The following is a 23121-nucleotide window of genomic DNA, read 5'->3' on the forward strand; positions in this document are numbered from 1 at the left end:
ATTATTTCGCAGTTGCTTAAGAGAGCTTACTCTTGTTCTTAAGCCCCTCTTGTGCGACCACGGCCCAAATTGCTTACGCAACCAAGGAATGTGTGATGTCTGAAAAAGATGATGATCTGCAAGCTCCGGCTGTCGGAACATTGATGAAAGGTAAGCGCGGCATCGTAATGGGTGTAGCGAACAAGAACTCCATCGCTTGGGCGATCGCGAGTGCTTGTGCTGCTCAAGGTGCTGAACTGGCGTTCACTTATCAAGGTGAGGCACTTGGCAAGCGCGTACGCCCACTTGCGGAGAGCGTTGGCTCCGATTTGGTTTTGCCGTGTGACGTGGGCGATGACGCTGCGATTGATGCGACTTTCGCTGAAATTGAAAAGGTATGGGGAAAGATTGACTTCCTCGTGCACGCAATTGGGTGGGCAGATAAGCAATATCTGCGGGGGCGTTATGTAGACACGCCACGTGAAGCCTTCCTGCAGGCGATGGATATTTCTTGTTACTCTTTCACAGCCGTTGCCAAGCGCGCTGCTGCGATGATGAACAAGGGCGGTTCCTTGCTGACCCTGACATATCTCGGTGCAGAACGTGTGATGCCGCATTACAATGTGATGGGCGTTGCAAAGGCAGCTCTTGAAGCGTCAGTGCGCTACATGGCAGCAGACCTTGGTCGTGATGATATCCGCGTAAATGGTATTTCAGCTGGGCCGATTATGACACTCGCGGCCAATGGTATCAGCGACTTCCGCTATATCCTGCGCTGGAACCAGTTGAATGCCCCCATGGAGCGTAACGTCTCCCTGAAGGACGTTGGCGGCTCGGGCATGTATTTCCTGTCCGATCTCTCCAGCGGTGTCACAGGTGAAGTGCATCACGTCGATTGTGGTTACCACGTTGTGGGTATGAAAAATCCAGATGCACCGGACATCGCTATCGTCACTAGCGAAGCAACTGGGGGCTAAGAATGTCAGACAACAGTTTTGGGCGTCTTTTTAGAGTAACAACTTGGGGTGAGAGCCACGGCCCAGCCATAGGCTGCGTTGTCGATGGTTGCCCGCCACGCCTGAAACTGTCTGAAGAAGACATTCAACCTTGGCTGGACCGCCGTAGGCCGGGCCAGTCACGGTTCACGACGCAAAGGCGTGAGCCGGATACGGTGCGAATCCTCTCTGGTGTTTTTGAGGGGATGACCACCGGTACGCCGATCTCATTAATGATTGAAAACACAGATCAGCGCTCAAAAGATTACGGTGATATTGCGCGGCGTTACCGGCCCGGTCACGCCGATATTGCGTATGATATGAAATATGGGCACCGGGACTATCGCGGGGGCGGGCGTTCGTCAGCGCGTGAAACGGCAATGCGGGTTGCGGCAGGTGCCGTTGCGCGGGTTGTTCTTCGTCAACTTTTTGGCGAGGAGTTGTCTATCCGTGCGGCCTTGGTCAGCATTGGTGACAAATCTATCAATCGTACTCATTGGGATTGGTCCGAGACGGAGCGCAATCCACTTTGGTGCCCAGATCCGGCAATCGTCGAAGAGTGGCAGTCTTTGTTGGACGGAGTGCGTAAAGCCGGCTCGTCTATCGGTGCGGTCGTCGAGGTTGTGGCAGAGAACGTACCAGCCGGCTTGGGAGCGCCGCTCTATGGCAAGCTAGATGGTGATCTGGCCTCGGCATTAATGGGCATCAATGGTGTTAAGGGTGTAGAGATAGGGGACGGTTTTGCCGTTTCACGCCTACGTGGTGAAGAAAATGCGGACCCTATTCGCCCGGGGCCTGTTTTTGAAGCAAATCATGCTGGCGGTATTTTGGGTGGTATCTCGACGGGCCAGCCCGTTGTTGCACGCTTTGCGATTAAGCCAACAAGCTCAATTTTAACCCCAGTGCCAAGCATTACCAGCGCGGGCGATGCTGTGGATGTTATGACGAAAGGGCGCCATGACCCTTGCATCGGCATTCGGGCGGTGCCTGTTGCTGAAGCGATGATGGCGTGCGTGTTAGCAGATCATGCGCTGCGGCACAGAGGGCAGTGCGGGTAGGATAGAGTGTGGTTGGCTACATGAACCAACCACATCTTTTGTTTTAGCTGTTCAGCGCTGCATCCAGAGTGATTTCAGCGTTGATCACCTTGGAAAGTGGGCAGCCGGCTTTTGCGGTGTTTGCCAACTCAAGAAACTTCTCTTCTGTTGCGCCGGGTACTGTGCCGCGGAGCTTGAGGTGCACCTTGCTGATAGCAAAGCCGTCTTTTACCTGATCAAGCGAGACTGTGGCTTCCGTATCTAGGGCGGTTGCCGTTAAGCCAGCATTGCCCAGAATGAGGGAGAGGGCCATGGTGAAGCAGCCCGCGTGTGCGGCTCCCAGCAGCTCTTCAGGGTTTGTTCCGGGCTTATCTTCAAAACGTGTGTTGAAGCCGTAAGGCTGAGACGAGAGGGCACCGCTCTGGGTTGAGATGGTACCTTTGCCTTCTTTGATTGGGCCGCTCCAGTGAGCGGAAGCCGTCTTCAAAATGGTCATATGCATAGACTCCAATGAGGCTAAGAGTGCGTTGTGACGGTCCTTCCAACGCATTGAAGTGGTCAGTGTTGCCTCATAAAAAAACATCTCTGTGTGATGTGAAAAGAGCAGAGGTGGGTGGGGATGTGGATGGTCGTTGTTTCGTGGCGGTTTTCTGAGGAAACTACCACATCTAGTCCTGTGGATGATTTTGACCCCTAGATATAGGGGGTGGGTCAGACACACAATGAGCTTCTTTGCAAGCGAAGAGTTTGCTTGCGGTCCGCCCGCAAGGTGTGGAATTGGGGGGGTAGAAATTCAAAAAAACATGACGGAGTTCGGAGTCAACGCGATGTTCGTTGGTCTGCTCTGTTGAGACGTTAAAGTGGTGGAGATACGCATGAGCCTGCATGACGAGACCTTGGAAGCATCAACGGATGTCCAGCGTTCAAGCGACAGTGTTCATAGTGTACGGCCACCTGTAGACCATCCCTTCGGTGAAGCATCTTCAGCTTCTCAGGAAGAGGGTGAATTGTTTGAGCACGTAGTGCAGTTGCCCGGTCATCATGCAGTGCGGGTAGATCACAGCCGCGACCGACTTTTGACGGATTTCGGTAAAGCGACGCTGGATAATCGCTACCTTCTGCCGGGTGAGCGCTACCAAGATATTTTCGCGCGTGTTGCGTCTTACTACGGTGCTGACGCGGGGCATGCTCAGCGTCTGTACGACTACATCTCTCAGCATTGGTTCATGCCTGCGACACCCATTTTGTCGAATGGTGGTACCTCGCGCGGCCTGCCAATCTCTTGCTTTCTGAACGAAGCAGAAGACAGCCTTGAGGGTATCGTTGGGCTTTGGAACGAGAATGTCTGGCTTGCGTCCAAGGGGGGCGGGATCGGCTCTTACTGGGGCAATCTGCGTTCCATTGGCGAAAATATCGGTAAAAATGGTAAAACTTCAGGCGTTATTCCATTTATCCGAGTGATGGACAGCCTGACGCTGGCCATCTCGCAGGGGTCTCTCCGCCGTGGATCTGCTGCTGTTTATTTGCCGGTGTGGCATCCTGAAATCGAAGAATTCACGGAGATACGTCGCCCCACAGGTGGTGACCCGAATCGTAAGGCCCTTAACCTTCATCACGGTGTCTTGGTGACGGACGCTTTCATGCGTGCTGTCGAAAATGACGAAGAATGGGCTTTGCTCTCCCCGAAAGATCACAGCATCATTCGGAAGATCTCTGCGCGTGGTTTGTGGATCCGTATCCTCACAGCGCGCATGGAGCAAGGCGAGCCTTACATCATCTACTCTGACCATGTGAACCGCGCTCGCCCGGAGCATCACAAACTGGCTGGGTTAGAAGTAAAAACATCTAACCTATGCGCGGAAATTACGCTGCCGACGGGCATTGACCAGCACGGCAAAAACCGTACGGCAGTGTGCTGCTTGTCCTCGTTGAATCTGGAAACATGGGACGAGTGGAAAGATAATCCGCAGTTTATCGAAGACGTAATGCTGTTCCTTGACAATGTGTTGCAGGACTTCATTGATCGCGCTCCTGATGACATGGAAAAAGCGCGTTACGCTGCGATGCGGGAGCGTTCAGTAGGGTTGGGGGTTATGGGCTTCCACTCATTCCTGCAGGCGCGGATGATCCCGTTTGAAAGCGTGATGGCTAAAGTCTGGAACCGTAAGATATTCCAGCACATCCGCGCTCAGGCCGACACCGCTTCGCGTCATCTTGCTGAGGTGCGTGGCGCATGTCCGGATGCTGCAGAATACGGCATTCAGGAGCGTTTCTCGCATAAATTGGCGATTGCGCCCACCGCATCAATCTCAATTATTACGGGCAATGCCAGCCCGGGAATTGAGCCTATTAGTGCGAATGTTTTCTTGCAAAAAACATTGTCCGGGTCTTTCTCTGTACGCAACCGGCACCTAAATAAGCTGTTGGAAGAGCGTGGCCAGAACAATGAGAAGGTGTGGTCTGATATTACCTTGAGCAAAGGGTCTGTGCAGCACTTGGACTTCTTAACGCAGGATGAGAAGGACGTGTTTAAAACGGCTTTCGAGTTGGATCAGCGTTGGGTCGTTGAGCATGCTGCGGACCGTGCTCAGTTTATCTGCCAGGCGCAGTCTGTGAATATTTTCCTTCCGGCGGATGTGCACAAACGTGACCTGCACCAAATTCATTATCAGGCGTGGAAGAAAGGTCTGAAGTCTCTGTATTACTGCCGTTCCTTGTCCATTCAACGCGCAGACGCCGTGTCTACTCTGGCGCTGAAAAAGGACATCATGGAAGAGGAAGACGACGCAGCGACACCGCAAGCCGCTCCGAAGGGGACGGCAAGTTCGGGTGACTACGAAGAATGCCTGTCCTGCCAGTAAGGCAGGGCTTGCCGCGTGAGATTTGGTCAGTCGTGCTCGGCTGACCAGCAAAAATGAGTGTAACCCTCCGAGTGGCGCGAATGCGTTTGCACGAGAGGCTGTGTTTGTAGGGAGAGGCAGTCATGACAACTCCGACTGATAACAACCGGGACGTTCCAGAGCAGCATTTGGACCTGATGACGGCGAACCCCGTCTACAAGCCATTTCGCTATCCATGGGCATATGATGCTTGGCTAACCCAGCAGCGCGTTCACTGGCTGCCAGAAGAAGTGCCGCTGGCAGATGACGTCAAGGACTGGCACCGGACGCTGACACCAAGCGAACAGCATCTGGTAACGCAGATTTTCCGCTTCTTTACGCAGGCCGATGTCGAGGTGAACTCGGCATACATGAAGTATTACAGTCAGGTTTTCAAACCGACTGAAGTGCTGATGATGCTGTCATCGTTCTCAAATATCGAGACCGTACACATCGCGGCATATTCTCATCTTCTTGATACTATTGGTATGCCTGAGACCGAGTACTCAGCATTCCTTAAGTATAAGGAGATGAAGGATAAGTATGACTTCATGCAGTCCTTCAACATTAACTCCAAGCGTGAGATTGCCAAGACCATGGCCGCGTTTGGTGCATTTATGGAAGGGCTTCAGCTTTTTGCGTCTTTCGCAATTTTGTTGAACTTCCCGCGTTTCAACAAACTGAAGGGCATGGGGCAGATTGTCACATGGTCTGTTCGTGACGAGACGCTGCACTGTTTGTCCATGATTCGCCTTTTCCGTACATTCGTGCGCGAAAACCGTGAAATCTGGACGGAAGACTTCCGTGAGGAACTCGTGCAGATCTGCCGTACAACGGTTGAGCACGAGGACGCGTTTATTGACCTTGCCTTCGAAATGGGGGCTGTTGAGGGCCTCTCAGCTGACGATGTGAAGACGTATATTCGCTTCATTGCAGATCGTCGTCTGACTCAGCTGGGCCTCGAAACATTCTATGGCGTAGAAGAAAACCCACTGCCATGGATTGACCATATGCTTAATGCGGTTGAGCACGCGAACTTCTTTGAAAACCGCTCAACAGAATACTCGCGCGCATCAACGTCGGGTAGCTGGGAAGATGCTTTCGAAGATAACGTCTTCGAATAAGCCAACTGGTGCGTCTCTTTAGAAAACGAGGGGCGCACCATTTCTAAGAATATTTTCCGTTTCCGGTGTAAATTTCTGCTCATCATCGTGCAGGATCAAACCCGGGAGCATATGGAAAGCTCCTTTGCCTCCAAATGTTGTTTGGAGAAGCGAGAGCTTTGCCTCTTGTCCAGCACGTGGCCAAAGAGGCATTAGCCTCGTGGTGCCGCAACCGTTGTTTCTGAAAATACAGCAGGCTTGGTCGATTAATCCGCTATGCAGGATGGTTGTGATTGTACCGCCCGGTAAGACCCAGCGCGTCAAGCAACGTAACCATTCATCCAAAGTGACGGCCTCGCTTCGTAAGGCCATGTTGCGTTTACAGTTCGCAGAGGGCTGCCCTTCCGGGGAGTACCATGGTGGATTAGAAATGACATGATGGAAACGTCCGTTTGCGTTGGGAGCCATTTTACGCAAGCGGGCAGGCAGCTGTGGCACATAACCGCGCAGAACGTGGCTGGTGGCGCGCTGTAAGTTATTGGTACGGAGGTTTTGACGTGCCAGGAGTGCTGTCTCAAAATCTGCTTCGACGCCAATACTGCGCAAATGCGGGAGACGGGCTTGTAAGCACAGCAAACTCGCCCCTGCGCCACAGCCGATATCCAAAAGGCTTTCATGTTTGCGGGCGGACACCGCTGCAGCAAGCAAGATAGGCTCAATGCCCGAGCGATAGCCCTGTGCAAATTGCTGGTAATTTATGCGCCCGTTGAGGAGAGTTCCTGAGCGGCGCGGGATGGTCTTTAAGGAGAGCATAGCCGTGCTTATGGCCTGTTGCTAAGAATAGGCGTATGATTTCTGCTGTGATGTGTTGTTTGGAGCATTCTATCTCGTTCTGACGTTGCATGGGCGGTTGTCTATGTCTAGACCAAGAAGACATCACAGAGGTTGCGCGGGCGATTATACAATTGCCTCGTAGCTTTATAGTTTTATGGTATCTGGAGTTACAACCTTTGGACACTGCTTCCACGAATGCAGCGCACATTTCCGGCGATGCCGCCATGCGCAGTGAGGGAAATGTCGGGCAGTCGAGCACTGATATGCCTTCGGGGGGAAAGACCTCTGGTGGTGAAAACGCGTTATCGGCTCTTCTGGCTTTTCTTAAAGATGACATGCACGCCTGCAATCGCGCGATTGTTGAGCGAATGCAGAGCCCTGTTCCACTCATTCCACAACTTGGTGCGCACTTAGTTGCTGCAGGTGGAAAGCGGCTTCGGCCTTTGTTGACGCTGGCTTCGGCCCGTCTGTGCGGTTATGAGCCCGGGCCTGACCGGCAACGCCATGTCGGACTAGCGGCCTGCGTAGAGTTCATTCATACGGCTACGCTGCTGCATGATGACGTCGTTGATGAAAGTGTGTTGCGGCGGGGTCTTGCTTCGGCCAATGCGGTGTTTGGCAACAAAGCTTCCGTCCTAGTTGGGGATTTTTTGTTCGCACGTTCGTTCCAGCTTATGACTGCCGACGGCAGTCTGCGTGTAATGGAAATTTTGTCGGGGGCCTCCGCTACAATCGCAGAAGGTGAAGTTCTGCAAATGGTTGTGCAGAACGATTTGTCCACGCCGATGGAGCGCTATCTAGAGGTTATTCACGGAAAGACAGCGGCACTCTTTGCTGCTGCGTGCCGCGTTGGTGCTGTGATTGCTGAGCGTTGTGAGGCGGATGAACTCGCTCTTGACGCGTTTGGTACCAACCTTGGTATGGCGTTTCAGTTGGTAGATGACGCACTGGACTATGCTGCGGATCAAGCTGTCTTGGGCAAGACAGTAGGTGATGATTTCCGTGAGGGTAAAATTACTCTCCCAGTCTTGGCGGCTTATAATGCCGGTAGCGCGGATGATCGTTCTTTCTGGGAGCGCGTTATTGGGCGTGGGGAGCAAACTGATGAAGATTTGTCCCATGCTCTGGCGTTAATTGCCCAAACTGGCGCAATCCAGACAACAATTGACCGTGCACGGCAATATGCTGATGCGGCAGTGGATGCTTTGAAGGTTTTCCCTGAAAGCGAAATTCGCCGATTAATGGCAGAAACAGTACAATTTACGGTTGATCGCGCCTGTTAGTCTTGGGCTTGAGCCTTTTATGAAGGGTATAGAGCTTTAAAAGAGCGCCCGGCTTGTAGGCCGGGCGCTCTTTTTTATTTCAGCGCGGAGCGTAAATGGCGCTAAGGCGGTCAGGTGTTCCCTCAAGCCGTTCGAGGTGAGGATAGCGTAAGCCATCATGATAAGGGATGGTTACGGTTGTGATGTGGTCTTCGGACTTTATGACGAGGCGAATGTCTTGCTTGGTGTTGTGTGCGTCAGTCACCGCCTGCTTCAAGCGTTTAGGCGTAAAGCTAAGGTCATTGACAGCAAGAATGACATTTCCGGAATTGATACCAGCCTTGAAAGCTGGACTGTTCCAATGGACGCGCATAGCCGTGCCATTGCCCCGGACGGAGAAGCCGAGAGAAAACGCTAAGTCAGCTGAGTGGCGGGCTGCTTCTGCGGCTTTGATATAGGATGTTGGCTGGTCGGTATAAACAAGTTTGTAGCCACCATTGGTCAGGCCACCGAGCGGAGCGTGCGGTTGGACCTTATCAAGACGGTCGTGCAGGAACTTGGCCCAGTCGTAGGGTTGTACTGCGTTTAGGGTGCTAACCACATCATCAAAATTGTACGGGCTTACGACAAAGCTACCGTTATTTGTGCTGAAGAACGCTTTGGCAAAGTCGTCCAGAGATTTGTGATCGTTGGAGAGCTTGCGGATCAGCGCATCTGCGTCCAGCCACACGAGTTGGCCTTCCACATAGTAATCTTCAGAACGCTGCCAGTCGCGCCATGAGAGGGGTGCGCGCTGGGCAATGACTGGGTCGTTCGTTGTGTCTTCCAGAGGGCGCCAGAGGCGTCCAGTTTGATTGTCGTACGTGGCGGCCATGTATGCGAGAGCCTCAAAGCCCTGATCCTTCGTTACAAGGCCGGAGCGTGCAGCTAAGACATTGCCCCAGTATTGAGTTTGCCCTTCATATACCCAAAGGAGAGAGCCTTGTTGGGGGTAGTTGAAGTTTGGTGCCCAAAGATCAGCTGGGCGGCGGTACTTACCATTCCAAGAATGTGTGTATTCGTGGGCGAGTAGGTCACGACCGGGGAAGGTTTGGTCCCATTCCGTGAAATAGCCGAGTTCTGCGCTATTTTCGCTGGATTGGTGGTGTTCCAGACCGATGCCGCCCAATTCATCCGTCAGTGCCAGCAGAAAATCGTAGTGGTCGTAGTGGTGGGAGCCGAAAACTGTCGTGGCTTGCTTGACAAGATTGCGATGCGCTTCGATTTGGGCTGGTGTTGCCTCTAGGGATGCGGCTTCGTCCGAGACGACGTTCAAGCTTACGGGAACGTGATCTGGGCCAGTCAGGTCAAATTTGCGGAAATAACGACCCACATATAGCGGTGAATCGACGAGGGTGTTCAGTGTCGTCGGTTGGAAATGGGTGACGTCGCCATAGGTGTCAGCGCGTAGGGCTGTGCCAATTTTCCAGCCGTGAGGAATGTGGACGCTGGGGTTCACTACGATATCACGTGAGAAGTACCCAGCGGGGTAAAGCGATACCTGATTCCATTGTACGTTAATGATTGATGGCGTGACGGTTACACGGCCTTGGCCTTCTGCCACTGGTGTCAGAAGCTGAAAGTTCAAATCAAGTTTGGTGGTCGAGTGGTCGACGGGGATATGGAAGGCCGCAACATTAACGGGGTCACGCTTCCAACCTAGATCTTTGCCGCCGCTGTGAACGCGTAGATCGCCCAATTGGCTCAAAACGCCTGTAGGGGAGTGGTCGCCGGGGATCCACATGGGGAAGAAGAGAACCATGTCGCCTTTGTTGGCGGCATCTTTAGGCACAGGCACAGTTTCGTGCACATTAAAGACGCGGTGGGTGGTGTCCGTTGCGTCAACGTCTACAGTTAATGCGCCTTCGAACGGGTGGTCTACCGGCGCGGGAATAGAGTTGGGGAGCGGAATTGGCTGGGGTTGAGGTTGTGAAGATTGTGCTTTTGCAAAGCCGGGAGCGGTTAGGGCGCTCGCCAGCGTGAGCGCCGTCAAGAAATGGCGTGAAATCATAATGATAGCAATCCTGCATTGGAACCGTACGGCTATAGTTCATAGCTGTAGGATGCCGGAGCGCCAATTAATGATTCACCAACGAACTGAAAAAATATTTCCTGTTATGTTGGTGTTGTCGTTTCGTGGACGGGGAAAACGGTAATATCCCAAGTTCCGTCTTTGTGGTCCATGCGCATAGGGGTGGCGTTTGGGATACGGACGTTAATATCCAATCCCATGCCAGCGCGTAAGCCACGATAGAGTGCGCCGTGAGCAACAATAAGAGGGGTGCCCCCATTAAATGCGCGGTTGGTGGCTGTGATTGAGCGCTCTGTTAGCTCGGAGAAGCCTTCGGCGCCTTCTGGTTTGTACCCTTCGTAGATCCAAGGTTCATACCAATTGCCCATTTCTTTCCCTTCAAGGATGCCGAAGCAGACTTCCTTGAAACCAACATCCGTATTGAGGGGAATAGTAATACCGTGGCGCTCAAAAATAGCTTTTTGAGCGTATTGGGCGGTTGTAAGAGCGCGGGATAATGGTGAGGCTACGATATGATCAAAGGGTTTTTGACCATTATCGAAGAGTGTGGCTAGGAAATCGCCGGCCTGTACCGCTTGTTCGAGGCCGTTGGCATTGAGCGGAATGTCCGTGTGCCCCTGCGCCAGAGCCTTTACGTTCCAGTCTGTTTGACCGTGACGAAGATACCAAAAGGTGCGGGGGGTGATGGGGGACATAAAAGCAAAAACTTCCAGTGACGGAGAGGCCGGAGCAATTTAGTCAAACAGTGACGAAACGGAGCTTTCGTCAGCAACCGCGCTCATCGCACGTGCGAGCAGGTTGGCTGTTGTAATTTGACGGATGTTTGGTGTCTCTCTCAGGGTTTCGGTCGCGGGGATGCTGTCCGTTAAGGTTAGCATGTTCAGTGGGCTATTTTTGACTTTTTCGCATGCAGCGCCAGTCAAAACACCGTGCGTCACATAAGCTTCAACGCCAGCGGCGCCACGCTTCATCAAAGCTTCAGCTGCGTTGCAAAGTGAACCGCCGCTATCAACAATGTCGTCAACGAGGACACAATAGCGACCGGAGACGTCGCCAATCACGTTCATGACCTCGGACACGCCTGCGCGTTCGCGGCGTTTGTCGATAATGGCGAGGTCAACATTGAGGCGCTGCGCCAACTGACGGGCGCGGACCACGCCGCCTACATCGGGGGAGACAATGATCAATTCGCGGTTGGGCAGGCGCGCGCGCAAATCTCTTACGAATAAGGGAGCTGCGTAGAGGTTGTCTGTTGGAATATCGAAGAAACCTTGGATCTGCATTGCGTGCAAGTCCATGGTCAAGATACGGTTTGCGCCAGCTTCAGTAAGAAGGTTTGCGACAAGTTTGGCACTGATAGGGGTGCGAGGGCCTGACTTACGATCCTGACGAGCATAGCCAAAATACGGCATTACAGCGGTAACGCGCTTTGCAGAGCCTCTACGCAGAGCGTCCAGCATAACCAATAATTCCATCAGATGGTCATTGGTCGGCATGCAGGTGCTTTGGATGACAAAGACATCCTCACCGCGCACGTTTTCTTGGATTTCTACGAAGACTTCCCCGTCAGCAAAGCGCCGTACGACGGTTTTGCACAGTGGGAGGCGGAGTTCATTCGCAACCGCGCGGGCAAGAGGCAGGTTACTGTTGCAGGCAACGATTTTCATTCACGGGTCTCGTCTGGGGGGCGACAGGAAGGAAGTGGGGCCTTTTAACAGTGCGTATCTCTTATGTCATCTTCTCTGTAAGGTAATCTGGTGCAAACGCATGAAAATTACGCGCAGCCTTAGCTTGTGGTTTCACGTTAAAGCAGATGTTATCGTTTGTTTTAGAATATGCGACAGGCTTTAGTTAGTATTTATAGGTGGGAAATAGCGGTATGGCGCTCAAAAAATGTATTGGCAGGGTAGGGCGTGTGTTGTGTCTTGAGACGTTACCGTCACAGCGCCAAGCAGAGGATGCCGTTTTTATTCCGCCGGGCATTCACAATGAGTGGGGTTTATTTGAGCCTTCAGGTCGGTGTGTTCCCGAGTCTATGACCTATCATGGGGTTGGGCGGTTGCATACAGCATCTTCAGCGCTGTCATTGTCAGCCGAGGTCGAGGCGCCTGTCTGCTCTGCGGATTTCGAATATCTCTATATAGGGCCTATCGAAGCCAATCATTCTTATTTCTTCAAGCGTAGTTTGGCACGTTTTTGGGCGGTACCACTCATAGAACGGCGCCGGTTACGTCTGGTCTTTAGCACCACGGATTATGAAGCATTGCAGAGGTCCGTTTATTTTCGCGGGGTGTGTGACGCGCTGAACCTTGGTGAGGAAAACTTCTTGAGAGTAAGCGCACCTTTGCGTTTCAAACGGATACTGGTTCCAGCTCCGTCATTTGAGGAGTTGTCGCTCATACACAGAGTGCATGTCGATCTCATGCAAATGATTGGGCGCAGATGGATGGCTCGGGACAACGTATCGCAACCGGGTAGGGCCATTTATCTTTCAAAAGAAAAACTTCCCTCTGGTAATGTTCGAATTGGGAATGAATCGGAAATAACCGATATTTTATCAGGAAAAGGGGTTGGTATTATCTATCCAGAGACTCTCTCGTTTAGAGAAAGAGTAGAGTTTTGGGCATCAAACCCGCTTGTTGTGGGGTTCAACACTTCTTTTATGTTCTATAGTGCGATGTTTCCGGAAAGAAATATTTTAAAAATTTCCTATGGCGATGATATGTGGACTAATCAATGCCTTATTGACCAGGCAAATAATAATGTGAGCGACTATTTGTGCCCGGAAAACGGGTGTGAAGCGCGGGGCGCGGGTGATGGGTTCAATATGAACTTTATTGTAAAAGATCCCCGCGCTGTTGCTGAGAGCTTACTTGATGCTATTGCCTCAAGGTGAGTTTTCTCTACCCGGCCTTGTGACCGGGTAGAGTTGCGGCTTCAGATAAATACGTAAAAAAGAAATGCTGCGAGGCTGATGGTGACGGGCAGGGTGATGATCCATGCGAGGGCTATTTTGAGCAGCATTTTTGGGTTTATGCCGGAGCCTGACGCGACCATAGTACCCGCGACGCCAGATGTGATGATGTGCGTCGTTGAGACGGCGAGGCCTGTGTAGCCTGCGGACATAATAAGGCCGGCACCAAAAACTTCAGACACAGCACCCTGCGCGGGTGTTAAATGTTTTTTGCCGATGCCTTCCCCCAAAGTTTGAACGATGCGGCGGTAGCCAATCATTGTTCCTAAGCCAAGGCAAAGGGCACTTAAGACACGAACCCAGACTGGCGCGTATTCTACAGCTGGACGTAAGTGGTTTGCGATTGATTTGGCTTGCTTGGCTTCGGAAGGATCAATGGCTGGATTGTCAGCCACAGAGCGTAGTGCGGATAAAATCTCGTAGATATCACCGCGCACCAAGGATGGGGTTGCGTTTTGTTCCGTCGCTGAGGAGAGGCGGTCAACAGCTGCTAGTTGTTCCTGCCTGAAGGAGTGATTGCCGTAAATGGTGATTAAGGGGCGTGCCGATTGCACATCTTGGTGGAGTTGTTCGTAATGGATGGGGGCGTCGGGGTTTAAAGCAAACGATGCTGGCATGATGCCAATAATCGTAAGCATGATAAGGCCAATGCTTTTTTGCCCGTCATTGCTACCATGTGAAAAGCTAACCAAAGTACAGGTCGCGATGAGTAAAGCTTTAACAATAGAGTTTGGTTTTTCCCCTTGGGTCGGGGGAGTGTAGAGTTCAGGTTTGCGTATGACAGAGCGCATTAAGAGATAAAGAATGAAAGCGCCCAAGAAACCGATAGCTGGTGAAATGGCCAGTGTTTTGAGTACTTTAAAAATCTGCCCCCATTCGACGCTTGGTCCTAAAGCGCGGGCATGTACAAAAGCATCTTCGATAGCGATGCCTATAAGTGCACCAATAACGCAATGCGATGATGAGTTTGGAATGCCGAGCCACCATGTGGCGATATTCCAAATTAGAGCGGTACCAAACAGCGCGACGAGCATTGGTATGGCAGGGGCGCCGTTGGGCGGGGACATAACATCGGCAGGGAGGAGTTCGACGAGTGTGTAAGCAACGGCAATGCCACCGAGTAGCACGCCGAGCAAATTCATCAATCCGGACCAGATTACGGCAGTACGCGGTTTGAGGGAGTTTGTGTAAATGACACTCGCGACAGCATTTGCCGTATCGTGGAAGCCATTAGCAAACTCGAAAACACAGACCAGTACAAAGCATAAAACTAACGCCATGATCGACCATGGAGAATCTGGCACGAAATGAAGCATTTTATGGGGGACCATCTCTCACGTTGACAGAGTGAGCAAGGTGTAAACATTTGACGGTGGAAATTCTATATTTTGTCATGATTGTTCATCGAAATTTCACCAAAGTTTATAGTTCCTCGGTGTCTTTAAAAAATCATATGCAAATGTGGGATTTATTTTTTAGTTCTCTGCCAACGGAAAGAACGCTCTGAATTGTGAAGCCTAGTAGGAGAATAAGCTTTTATTTTCCTGCGGGCTGAGATGGTGGACGTTCAAAAATGAAATTGGAAAGCTCGTGACGTCTCCGAACCGTCGTAATTTTTTGCGCATGACTGCGTCGCTTGCTGCGGCAGGTAGTCTTCCGGCTAATTTGAGAGCAGCGCTCGCGGTTGCACCTCATCGCAAGACCGGTACCATTCAGGACGTGGAACACGTCGTTATTCTCATGCAGGAGAACAGGTCGTTCGATCATTATTTCGGGTGTCTGCGTGGTGTGCGGGGTTATGGTGATCCACGCCCAGCGCGAATGCCAGATGGTGATAATGTTTTTGCTCAAAAGGCCGGCAGCGGCCAGACGGTTATGCCTTTCAGGCTGAACACGGTGCATACATCAAGCGCCTGTATTGCAAGTTTGGATCATAGCTGGAAAGGTAGCCAAACAGCATGGAATGAGTGGGACTGCTGGGTTCCTCATAAAACTGAAATGACAATGGGGCATTTCACGCGTGAGGATATCCCATATTATTACGCGCTTGCTGAAGCTTTCACGATTTGTGATTCTTATCATTGCTCAATTTTTGGTCCGACTAATCCGAACCGTTTATATTTATTTTCTGGCACTAATGGTCTGACGCATCGTTACGATGGCTTGCAAGCTATCACAAACGTAGATGACGGCAATGAAACGGCAGATATTCGGCTCGAAAATCCAAGTTTTACGCCTTTCCAATGGGTGAGCTACGCAGAAGACCTCCAGGAAGCAGGAGTTTCTTGGAAAGTCTATCAAGAGTACGATAATTTTGGCGACAATCCCTTGGCGAGTTTCAAGGCATTCAGGGGGGTAAAGCCGGGGAGTTGGCAATATCAGCGCGGGCGAAGCATTGTTGAGGGCTCCAACAAGCATAATGCTGAAACGTCGGAAGGTCGTTTTCTTGTTGAGGCGTTTGAGCGTGATATTGCCCTCGGAAAATTACCTCAGGTCTCGTGGATTGTTCCTTCTGCGGCTTTGTCGGAGCATCCTAATGCCCCGCCGGGCTTTGGTGAGCACTTAATATCCCGACTGATGGATGTATTTAGCCGCCATCCTGACGTGTGGTCCAAAACGGTTTTCATCTTAAATTATGACGAAAATGACGGTTTTTTTGATCATATTCCTGCACCAGTGCCAGCTTTGCGGGCGAGTGAAGGGTTCTCAACTGTTTCAGTCGAGGGTGAGAGTTATCACGGCGTGCCAGTTGGGTTAGGGCCGCGTGTACCTGCCATGATTATTTCGCCTTGGAGTAAGGGCGGCCGTGTTAATTCCGAGCTTTTTGACCATACATCGGTACTGCGTTTTTTAGAAAAGCGTTTTGGGGTACCTGCGCAAAACATAACACCATGGCGGCGTTCGGTTTGCGGCGATCTGACGTCCACACTGGATTTCTCTGTGCAGGACAAAGCGTGGGACGCTGCATTGCCTAACACAGACGATTATATGCCTCAGACGCGGCATTCCTGCGCGCTGCCGCACCCAGATGTTCCAGCAAATCCTGTGATGCCTCGTCAGGAAGCGGGTCAGAGGGTTGCTTGTGCGCTCCCTTACCGTTTTTCAGCGGACATAACAGTTCAAGGTAAGCGCGAATTCATTAATTTGGTGAATACGGGAAAAGTCGGAGCAGTTTTTCGTTTGTCAGGGCAAGGCGCATCGCGTGCCTATACGGTAGGGGCTGGCCATCAGGTCGAGATTGACCTCGTTGCTGGGCGCCCGTTCCATTTTGCTGGGCCTAACGGCTTTGTAAGGGAAAGAACGGGCATAGCGCAGTCGCTGTATAATGTAGCTTTGAAAGAACTTGATGAAGCAGTTGTCCTAGCGGTGCAGGGTGCCGAGGCGGGAACTATATCGGTTGTTTTAGAAGATGGTTACGGAGCTTTTCCGTCAGAACGTCTCCGATCTGATCAGGAAATAAAACGGACGGTTGCCGTGCGGGAAAGTGCAGGGTGGTACGCCCTTGCGATTGATGATGGCCGTGGCAGTGTCATGCGGTTGTGTGGCCATGTGGAGAATGGTAGGCCGAGCATGAGTGATCCCATGTTTGCGCGGCAGCATTAGCATTTAGGGATAGGTGCAGAGAGAGAACTCTGCACCTAGAGGGTTACTGTTACACGCGGGCCATCAGGGCTGCGTTTCCGCCTGCGGCAGTGGTGTCCGTACTGATGCTGCGCTCCAGAACAAGCCATTCTAACGGGTAGTGTCCGTCCTTATCAGGCACGTGCATGCTGATTACGGCGTCCCCGAGGCTGGGAAGTTGAGCAGCAAATTCTCGGCGTTCTTCAATTGTACCATTGAACAAAGCGACATCCACTTCTGTTGCAGAGTGCGTACACACAATCTGCTTTGCCAGTGTGTGTGGCGGGGGTGGGAGGCGGCGCCACAACGTAGCCGGTAGGACGCAGATATTGCCTGTCGAAAGTGCGGCTTCGATTTGGGTACGCAAATCCTCAGGCTGAGGGCCTGCACACAGCACGGTGCCCCGCGCTGAGAGGGTGTAGAGGTTGTTTTCACCGACGGGACCGGGAAGAGCAATCTCCGTTCCGAGCGGCGAGTGGAGAGGGGCTGGAGTAATAGGAGTTGGGTTAATAACGTCCAACCATGGTTTGGCTTGGGCAAGAAGGGAGGGTACAGCGTTTTGGAAGCGTGTATCTAACGCTTGTGTATGGGCCAACATGCGTCGCAAATAGAGCGGTCCGCCGGCTTTTGGTCCTGTGCCAGACAGGCCATGCCCGCCAAACGGCTGGGAGCCGACAATTGCCCCGACGATATTGCGGTTCACATAAATATTGCCAGCACTTGAAGCGTTGGTGAGTTCTTGAATAGTACTGTCGATACGCGAATGGAGGCCAAAAGTAAGTGCGTAGCCTGTGTTGCGTATCTTCTCCATTAATGAGGCGCGCTCGTTGGCCTTGTACCGTACGATGTGCAGAACAGGCCCGAAAACTTCGCGTGTTAAAACATTTATATCGCTTATTTCGATCAGGGTCGGGGCAACGAACGTGCCTGCGCTACAAGCGGGGGGGAGTGAGGTTTGGTACACACGGAAGCCCTTAGAGCGCATCTCAGCAATATGTTGAAGGATGATGTTTTGAGCATCTGCGGAAATGACAGGGCCGACATCGGTTTCAATATCGGCTGGATTTCCGATTTGTAGCTCGTCCATTGCGCCTTTGATCATCGCGAGAACGCGGTCTGCGCTGTCTTCTTGCAAACACAGGACGCGAAGAGCGCTACAGCGTTGGCCCGCACTGTCAAAGGCTGATGCGAGTACATCGCGCGTGATTTGTTCAGTTAGAGCAGAACTGTCCACGACCATAGCGTTTTGGCCGCCAGTTTCGGCAATTAGAGGCAGGGGCGTACCGTGTGCGGTCAAGCGGTTGGAAAGTTGCTTTTGGATAATATGTGCGACTTCCGTCGAGCCAGTGAAGACTACGCCTGAAATGCGTTCATCGCTAACAAGTGCGGCTCCTGTTTCACCTGCTCCCGGTAGGAAATGTAGTGCATCATCCGGGATGCCGGCTTTATGCAAAATTTGTATAGCCTTAAGGGCGATGACGGGTGTTTCCTCTGCGGGTTTGGCAAGAACGGTATTACCGGCAGCAAGAGCGGCTGAAATTTGGCCGAGGAAGATTGCGAGAGGGAAATTCCAGGGGCTAATGCACACAATAGCTCCCAGCGGGGTTGTGCCGTTCAGTTCCCGCCGGGCTTGTGCTGCGTAGTAGCGAAGGAAATCTACGGCCTCTCTTATTTCAGCCACGGCGTTAGCGAGTGTTTTGCCCGCTTCCCGCAAGACTATACCCATGAGTTGTGGTGTTTCAGCTTCTAAAAGGTCCGCAGCGCGTTCGAGAATGATAGCGCGGTGTTCTGCTGATGTGCGCCCCCAACTGTCAAAAGCTGTAATAGCTGATGCGACAGCGTCTTTTACGACTTCTGGAGTGGAGGTTGTGATGGTTGTCAGGGTATCTTTGTGATCCGCTGGGTTGATAACGGGCAGATCTCCACTCGTCTCGGGCAGGGTGGTGTTCAAGATGTCTTTTAACGAGCGAAGTGTATTCTCGTCATTTAAGTCAATACCGCGTGAGTTTGTACGCTCAGGCTGGAACAAATCATGCGGGGCCACAATGTTTGATGGTTTAAGGTCGTTCAGAAGGCTTACTGGGTCTGCCGTCAGGTCATCGAGCGACAGAGACTGGTCTTGGATGCGGTTTACGAAAGACGAGTTTGCACCGTTTTCAAGCAGGCGGCGTACGAGGTAGGCAAGAAGCGTCTCATGTGTGCCAACCGGGGCATAAATACGTACTGGTCGGTTGAGATTGTGTTGGCCAACGACTTGGTCGTAGAGGGCTTCTCCCATGCCATGCAGACACTGGAATTCATATGAATCGGGCGTGTAGTCTGTTCCAGCCATGCTGTAGATGGCGGCAAGGCTTTGCGCGTTATGCGTGGCAAATTGCGGGAAGACTGCGTCAAGCGCACCAAGGAGCTTACGTGCGCATGCTAGGTAAGAAATGTCTGTGTGATTTTTCTCGGTAAAGACTGGAAAGTCGCTCTGACCGTCAACTTGTGCTCGTTTTATCTCGCTGTCCCAGTATGCGCCTTTGACCAACCGGATCATGAGACGTCGGTTATGCTGGCGTGCAAGTTCGATGATGTAATCGAGTACAACAGCAGCGCGCTTTTGGTAGGCCTGTACCACAAAGCCGAGGCCGTTCCATGTGGCTAGGCTGGGTTCTGCGCACAGCATTTCCAGTAGATCGAGTGAAAGTTCTAACCGTTCCGTCTCTTCAGCATCAATGTTGAAGCCGATATTGTATTGGCTTGCCAGTTTGGCGAGCGCGATGAGACGGGGTGCTAACTCTGTCAGAGCTCTTTCGCGCTGTAGGCGGCTGTATCGGGGGTGGAGAGCCGAGAGTTTGACCGAAATACCGGGGCCAGCATACACGCCTTGCCCGTAAGCAGCTTGGCCTATGGCATGGATGGCGGTCTCATAGTCACGGTAGTAGCGGTCAGCATCTTCCATTGTCATGGCCGCTTCCCCGAGCATGTCGTAGGAATAACGATAGCCACGCGAAACTGGATTTTTGCTGTTTTTCAGAGCTTCATCGATGGTTTGCCCTGTAACAAACTGGCGCCCCATTAAACGAATGGCTTGATTAACACCTTGTCTGATTGTCGGAGCACCGCAGCGCGTTGTCAGAGATGCGAGCGTATTAGGCAGGCGTGCGAGTGTTTTAGCTGAAAGAGCCTTCCCTGATACAACGAGCCCCCAAGTGGCAGCATTAACGAACAGGGGCGACTTACGATCGATTTGACCAATCCAGTTACCATTCCCGATTTTATCACGGATGAGAGCATCGCGTGTGGCGTTATCGGGGATACGCAATAGGGCCTCTGCTAGACACATGAGAGCCACGCCCTCTTCTGTGGAGAGGTCGTATTTTTGGACGAGGTCTTGGACGATGCCACCGCTTTTTTGTGAACGCAGGCCTTGAACGAGGTTGCGTGCGGTATTTTTGCCAAGCGAGGACTCTGTTGGCTTTGGAGCGGCTTCTTGGCTGAGTTTTTTAACCAATGGCAGTTCCGGACTGCGCGTATAGTCTGTGATGGTCTGACGCAGCGGAGAGCGCTGGGGAACACAATGCGCAATAAGAGCCATCGGCTGAGAGTCCTGCATAAAGGAATTGATGGTTTCGACTGTAAAAAGAAATACGCTAAATGAGCGCTGGAAGTTTGCTCTGTTGACCAAATTAAATTTGTTATATTTTCATATGTAAGAATTTTATAAGGGTACTTGTAAAGCAATGGATGATACGGATCGCAGAATTCTGAGCTTTTTGCAGCGTGATGGTCGCATGACGAACCTTGAGCTTTCAAAGCATGTTCATCTGAGTCCTGCTGCGACGCTGGAAAGGGTAAAAAAGCTGGAGCAACGCGGAGTTATTCGTGGGTATATGGCGCGGCTGGACCCAGATTCCCTTAATTTAGGCTTGGTTGTTTTTATCCAAGTTACGTTGGACCATAGTGGATCAGATATATTCGAGGCTTTTTCAAAGGTGGTTCGGACTATTCCGCAAATAACCGAATGTTATATGGTGGCAGGAGGGTTTGATTACATGCTCAAAGCCCGCGTCAAAGACATGAACGGCTATCGTAATTTTTTAGGCAGAACCCTAAGCCGGTTGCCCGGAGTAAGGCAGACCCATACTTATGCCGTTATGGAAGAAGTAAAAAGTGATCCAACGCTTCCGGTTTAGAAACAACTATGTCTAAACTTTCCTGACTACTGATGGAAATAAGGTGACTCTGGAAATGGCATTACGTTTTGGACAGCATCCTCTCTTAGCGAAATGCCGTTATTTGTTTTTGAGCAGTGCAGCGCTGGGCATGTTCTATGTCGGGGAGTAAGCGGTGCATGCGCGGAAGATACGCGCAACCTCATGCCCGTGCCAGAGCATGTAACGTGGGGCAAAAAGCAAATAAATTTCAGCGCTATCCAAATCGCCTGGGATAAGCCGGCAACGCCGTTAATGCGTGAGGCTGGCATACGCTTTGAACGGCGCCTTACCCGTCTTATCGGCCGTACCGGTGGCCCAGTTTTTACTTTGCACATCCGCGCAGGGAGCGACCCGGATTTTTTGACGCTCAAAGAAAGAGAGGCTTATCATTTGGAAGCCGGTGCCCAAGGGGGTATTCTGACGGCTGATGGCCCTGCTGGAATACTTCACGGCTTGGCAACCCTTTTGCAAATGGTGGAAAGAGGCCCCCGCGGCGCCTCCTTGCAAGAGGGAAAAATTGAGGACGGGCCGCGTTTCGCTTGGCGTGGTGTTTTGTTGGATGTCTCTCGGCATTTTGTAACGATCGAGACTCTTAAGCGCCAACTAGATGCCATGGAATTGGTAAAGTTAAACGTATTACATTGGCACTTGAGCGATGGGACGGGCTTCAGGGTTGAGAGCCGCGTTTTCCCTGAGATTAATAGGATCGGCCCTTATTACACGCAGGATCAGGTCCGCGAGATTGTTGCTTACGCGGCTGCCCGGGGGATACGCGTCGTACCCGAGATTGATGTTCCAGGTCATGCTTATGCCATTCTGCGTGCTTATCCGAACTTGAGCGCGGAGCCTTTACCGAAAGTGGAATACGCAGGTGAAAAAGCAAATATTCCAGCGATGGACCCGACAAATCCCGCGACTTTGAAATTTGTTAAAGCGTTATATTCAGAGATGGAAACGCTTTTTCCAGATGTGTATTTCCATGCCGGCGGGGACGAGGTCATGGAGAAGCAATGGACGGAAAATGCGCGTATCCAAGCATACATGAAGGCGCATGATATCCCTGATGCTGCGGCATTGCAGGGGGAATTTACGGCTGAAGTTGCGCGCTTGTTGCATGATCAGGGGCGCATCATGATTGGATGGGATGAGGTTAGTACGGCACCTGTACCTAAAGATGTGGTTATTGAAGGGTGGCGTGGTTCGAAATGGACTGCCCGCGCTATACGCAGTGGTCACGATGTTTTGGTCTCTTCCGGGTATTATTTGGACCTTATGCGCCCCTCAGCGGCGCATTACACGATAGATCCTTATGACGTGCTGGCTGAGGGGCTGACGCCGTCGCAAATACAAGAAGCGCGACCAAAACCGAGCGCTCTGATTGATGCATTTAGTCAGAACCCTGCCGAGCAGCCACTGACGCAGGAGGGGCAAGCGCATGTTCTCGGCGTTGAAGAGGCATTGTGGACGGAATTAGTCTCTGACCAAATGATAGATGAACGTCTATGGCCGCGCAGCGCAGCTGTAGCGGAGCGCTTTTGGTCCTCTCCCACGCTCATTGATGTATCAGACATGCATAGGCGCTTGAAAGCTACTCAGACGGAACTTGAAGAGACGGGTTTGCAGTCTGAGGCGCATGTTCGTGTCATGCGTTTGGCTTTGACAGGGGGACATCCAGATGCAGCCCTAAATTCAGTGCTTGATGCGCTGGTACCGGCTCAGAATTACGTGCTTAACCGCTTGCACGATAAGAAGGGTTTGGATGTGGAGCATAGCCCTGCCGGAGTGGTCGATCCTGATTCATGGGATGTTTTACAGTTCAATGAATTAGCGGCACGGTTTGCGAACGGGGACACGACTGCTGCGCCCGAGTTAAAAAAAATAGCGGGCCAATGGTTCGAAGCTTCCAAGAATGTTCAGATTACGATCAACACCTACCCCGCGCTAAAAGATCTTAGTTCCACCGTGCAAGATTTATCATCACTGTCGGGCGCCGTACTGGCAAAGCTAGACGGATCTGCAAGACCTTCCGATACAGATGCTGCTTTGCAAAGACAGGAGACGTGGGCGCACAATACGTCCAACATGTTATTGTCTGTAAGGCGGCCACAAGCTCCGGGTGGAGTTTATGTGGGTGGTGTCTCTGGCTTTCAGGCCTTGCTGCATTAAG

16 protein-coding genes are annotated in these 23121 nt (G+C 51.8%); 9 read left to right on the top strand and 7 right to left on the bottom strand.

Translation table 11 applies throughout. The annotated features are described in order from the left end of the window. Positions 1 to 95 precede the first annotated feature (95 nt). A complete protein-coding gene (fabI, locus tag D5366_RS09480) occupies positions 96 to 956 on the top strand; it encodes an enoyl-ACP reductase FabI (protein WP_141493308.1) in 861 nt (286 codons plus the stop codon). 2 nt (positions 957 to 958) lie between these two features. Then, positions 959 to 2032, top strand: coding sequence for a chorismate synthase (gene aroC / locus D5366_RS09485; RefSeq protein ID WP_141493310.1), 1074 nt, complete (start codon positions 959 to 961; stop codon positions 2030 to 2032). 43 nt (positions 2033 to 2075) lie between these two features. Here aroC and D5366_RS09490 read toward each other — a convergent pair whose 3' ends face one another. Then, on the bottom strand, positions 2076 to 2507 hold the full coding sequence (locus tag D5366_RS09490) for an OsmC family protein (RefSeq protein WP_141493312.1): 432 nt from the start codon (positions 2505 to 2507) through the stop codon (positions 2076 to 2078). Between the two features lie 379 nt (positions 2508 to 2886). Between D5366_RS09490 and D5366_RS09495 the strand changes: the two genes are divergently transcribed. Beyond that, positions 2887 to 4872 carry a ribonucleoside-diphosphate reductase subunit alpha gene (locus tag D5366_RS09495; protein ID WP_141493314.1) on the top strand — a complete coding sequence of 662 codons (1986 nt, stop codon included), beginning with the start codon at positions 2887 to 2889 and terminating at the stop codon, positions 4870 to 4872. A gap of 122 nt (positions 4873 to 4994) precedes the next feature. After that, positions 4995 to 6014, top strand: a complete 1020-nt coding sequence (locus D5366_RS09500) for a ribonucleotide-diphosphate reductase subunit beta (protein WP_141493316.1) — start codon at positions 4995 to 4997, stop codon at positions 6012 to 6014. 18 nt (positions 6015 to 6032) lie between these two features. On the opposite strand, the gene D5366_RS09505 is transcribed toward D5366_RS09500, so the two are convergent. Further along, positions 6033 to 6806, bottom strand: coding sequence for a tRNA1(Val) (adenine(37)-N6)-methyltransferase (locus tag D5366_RS09505; RefSeq protein ID WP_141493318.1), 774 nt, complete (start codon positions 6804 to 6806; stop codon positions 6033 to 6035). Positions 6807 to 7090: 284 nt separating this feature from the next. Here D5366_RS09505 and D5366_RS09510 point away from each other — a divergent pair, with 284 nt between their 5' ends. Further along, entirely contained in the window at positions 7091 to 8110 is a 1020-nt protein-coding gene (locus D5366_RS09510) for a polyprenyl synthetase family protein (protein ID WP_141493931.1), read from the top strand. Between the two features lie 79 nt (positions 8111 to 8189). Here D5366_RS09510 and D5366_RS09515 read toward each other — a convergent pair whose 3' ends face one another. The 3 genes from D5366_RS09515 to D5366_RS09525 all read right to left on the bottom strand — a co-directional run bounded on the left by D5366_RS09515 (position 8190) and on the right by D5366_RS09525 (position 11827). Then, entirely contained in the window at positions 8190 to 10139 is a 1950-nt protein-coding gene (locus D5366_RS09515) for a M61 family metallopeptidase (protein ID WP_141493320.1), read from the bottom strand. 104 nt (positions 10140 to 10243) lie between these two features. Continuing rightward, a complete protein-coding gene (locus D5366_RS09520; RefSeq protein WP_141493322.1) occupies positions 10244 to 10855 on the bottom strand; it encodes a histidine phosphatase family protein in 612 nt (203 codons plus the stop codon). A gap of 39 nt (positions 10856 to 10894) precedes the next feature. Beyond that, positions 10895 to 11827, bottom strand: coding sequence for a ribose-phosphate pyrophosphokinase (locus D5366_RS09525; RefSeq protein WP_141493323.1), 933 nt, complete (start codon positions 11825 to 11827; stop codon positions 10895 to 10897). A 419-nt stretch (positions 11828 to 12246) separates the two neighbouring features. Between D5366_RS09525 and D5366_RS09530 the strand changes: the two genes are divergently transcribed. Continuing rightward, entirely contained in the window at positions 12247 to 13056 is an 810-nt protein-coding gene (locus D5366_RS09530; RefSeq protein ID WP_170211073.1) for a glycosyltransferase 61 family protein, read from the top strand. 41 nt (positions 13057 to 13097) lie between these two features. Here the strand turns inward: D5366_RS09530 and D5366_RS09535 are convergent, their stop codons facing one another. Further along, complete coding sequence (locus D5366_RS09535; RefSeq protein WP_141493326.1) at positions 13098 to 14450, bottom strand: inorganic phosphate transporter; 1353 nt, start codon at positions 14448 to 14450, stop codon at positions 13098 to 13100. Between the two features lie 307 nt (positions 14451 to 14757). Between D5366_RS09535 and D5366_RS09540 the strand changes: the two genes are divergently transcribed. Next, positions 14758 to 16737 carry a phosphocholine-specific phospholipase C gene (locus D5366_RS09540; RefSeq protein WP_408902241.1) on the top strand — a complete coding sequence of 660 codons (1980 nt, stop codon included), beginning with the start codon at positions 14758 to 14760 and terminating at the stop codon, positions 16735 to 16737. Positions 16738 to 16786: 49 nt separating this feature from the next. Here D5366_RS09540 and putA read toward each other — a convergent pair whose 3' ends face one another. Then, positions 16787 to 20335 carry a bifunctional proline dehydrogenase/L-glutamate gamma-semialdehyde dehydrogenase PutA gene (gene putA, locus D5366_RS09545; protein WP_141493331.1) on the bottom strand — a complete coding sequence of 1183 codons (3549 nt, stop codon included), beginning with the start codon at positions 20333 to 20335 and terminating at the stop codon, positions 16787 to 16789. A 145-nt stretch (positions 20336 to 20480) separates the two neighbouring features. Between putA and D5366_RS09550 the strand changes: the two genes are divergently transcribed. Then, on the top strand, positions 20481 to 20933 hold the full coding sequence (locus D5366_RS09550; RefSeq protein WP_141493333.1) for an Lrp/AsnC ligand binding domain-containing protein: 453 nt from the start codon (positions 20481 to 20483) through the stop codon (positions 20931 to 20933). 93 nt (positions 20934 to 21026) lie between these two features. Then, positions 21027 to 23120, top strand: a complete 2094-nt coding sequence (locus tag D5366_RS09555) for a beta-N-acetylhexosaminidase (protein WP_141493335.1) — start codon at positions 21027 to 21029, stop codon at positions 23118 to 23120. Position 23121 lies beyond the last annotated feature (1 nt).

It is taken from the genome of Neokomagataea tanensis (genome assembly GCF_006542335.1).
GTDB classification, from domain to species: Bacteria; Pseudomonadota; Alphaproteobacteria; order Acetobacterales; family Acetobacteraceae; genus Gluconobacter; species Gluconobacter tanensis.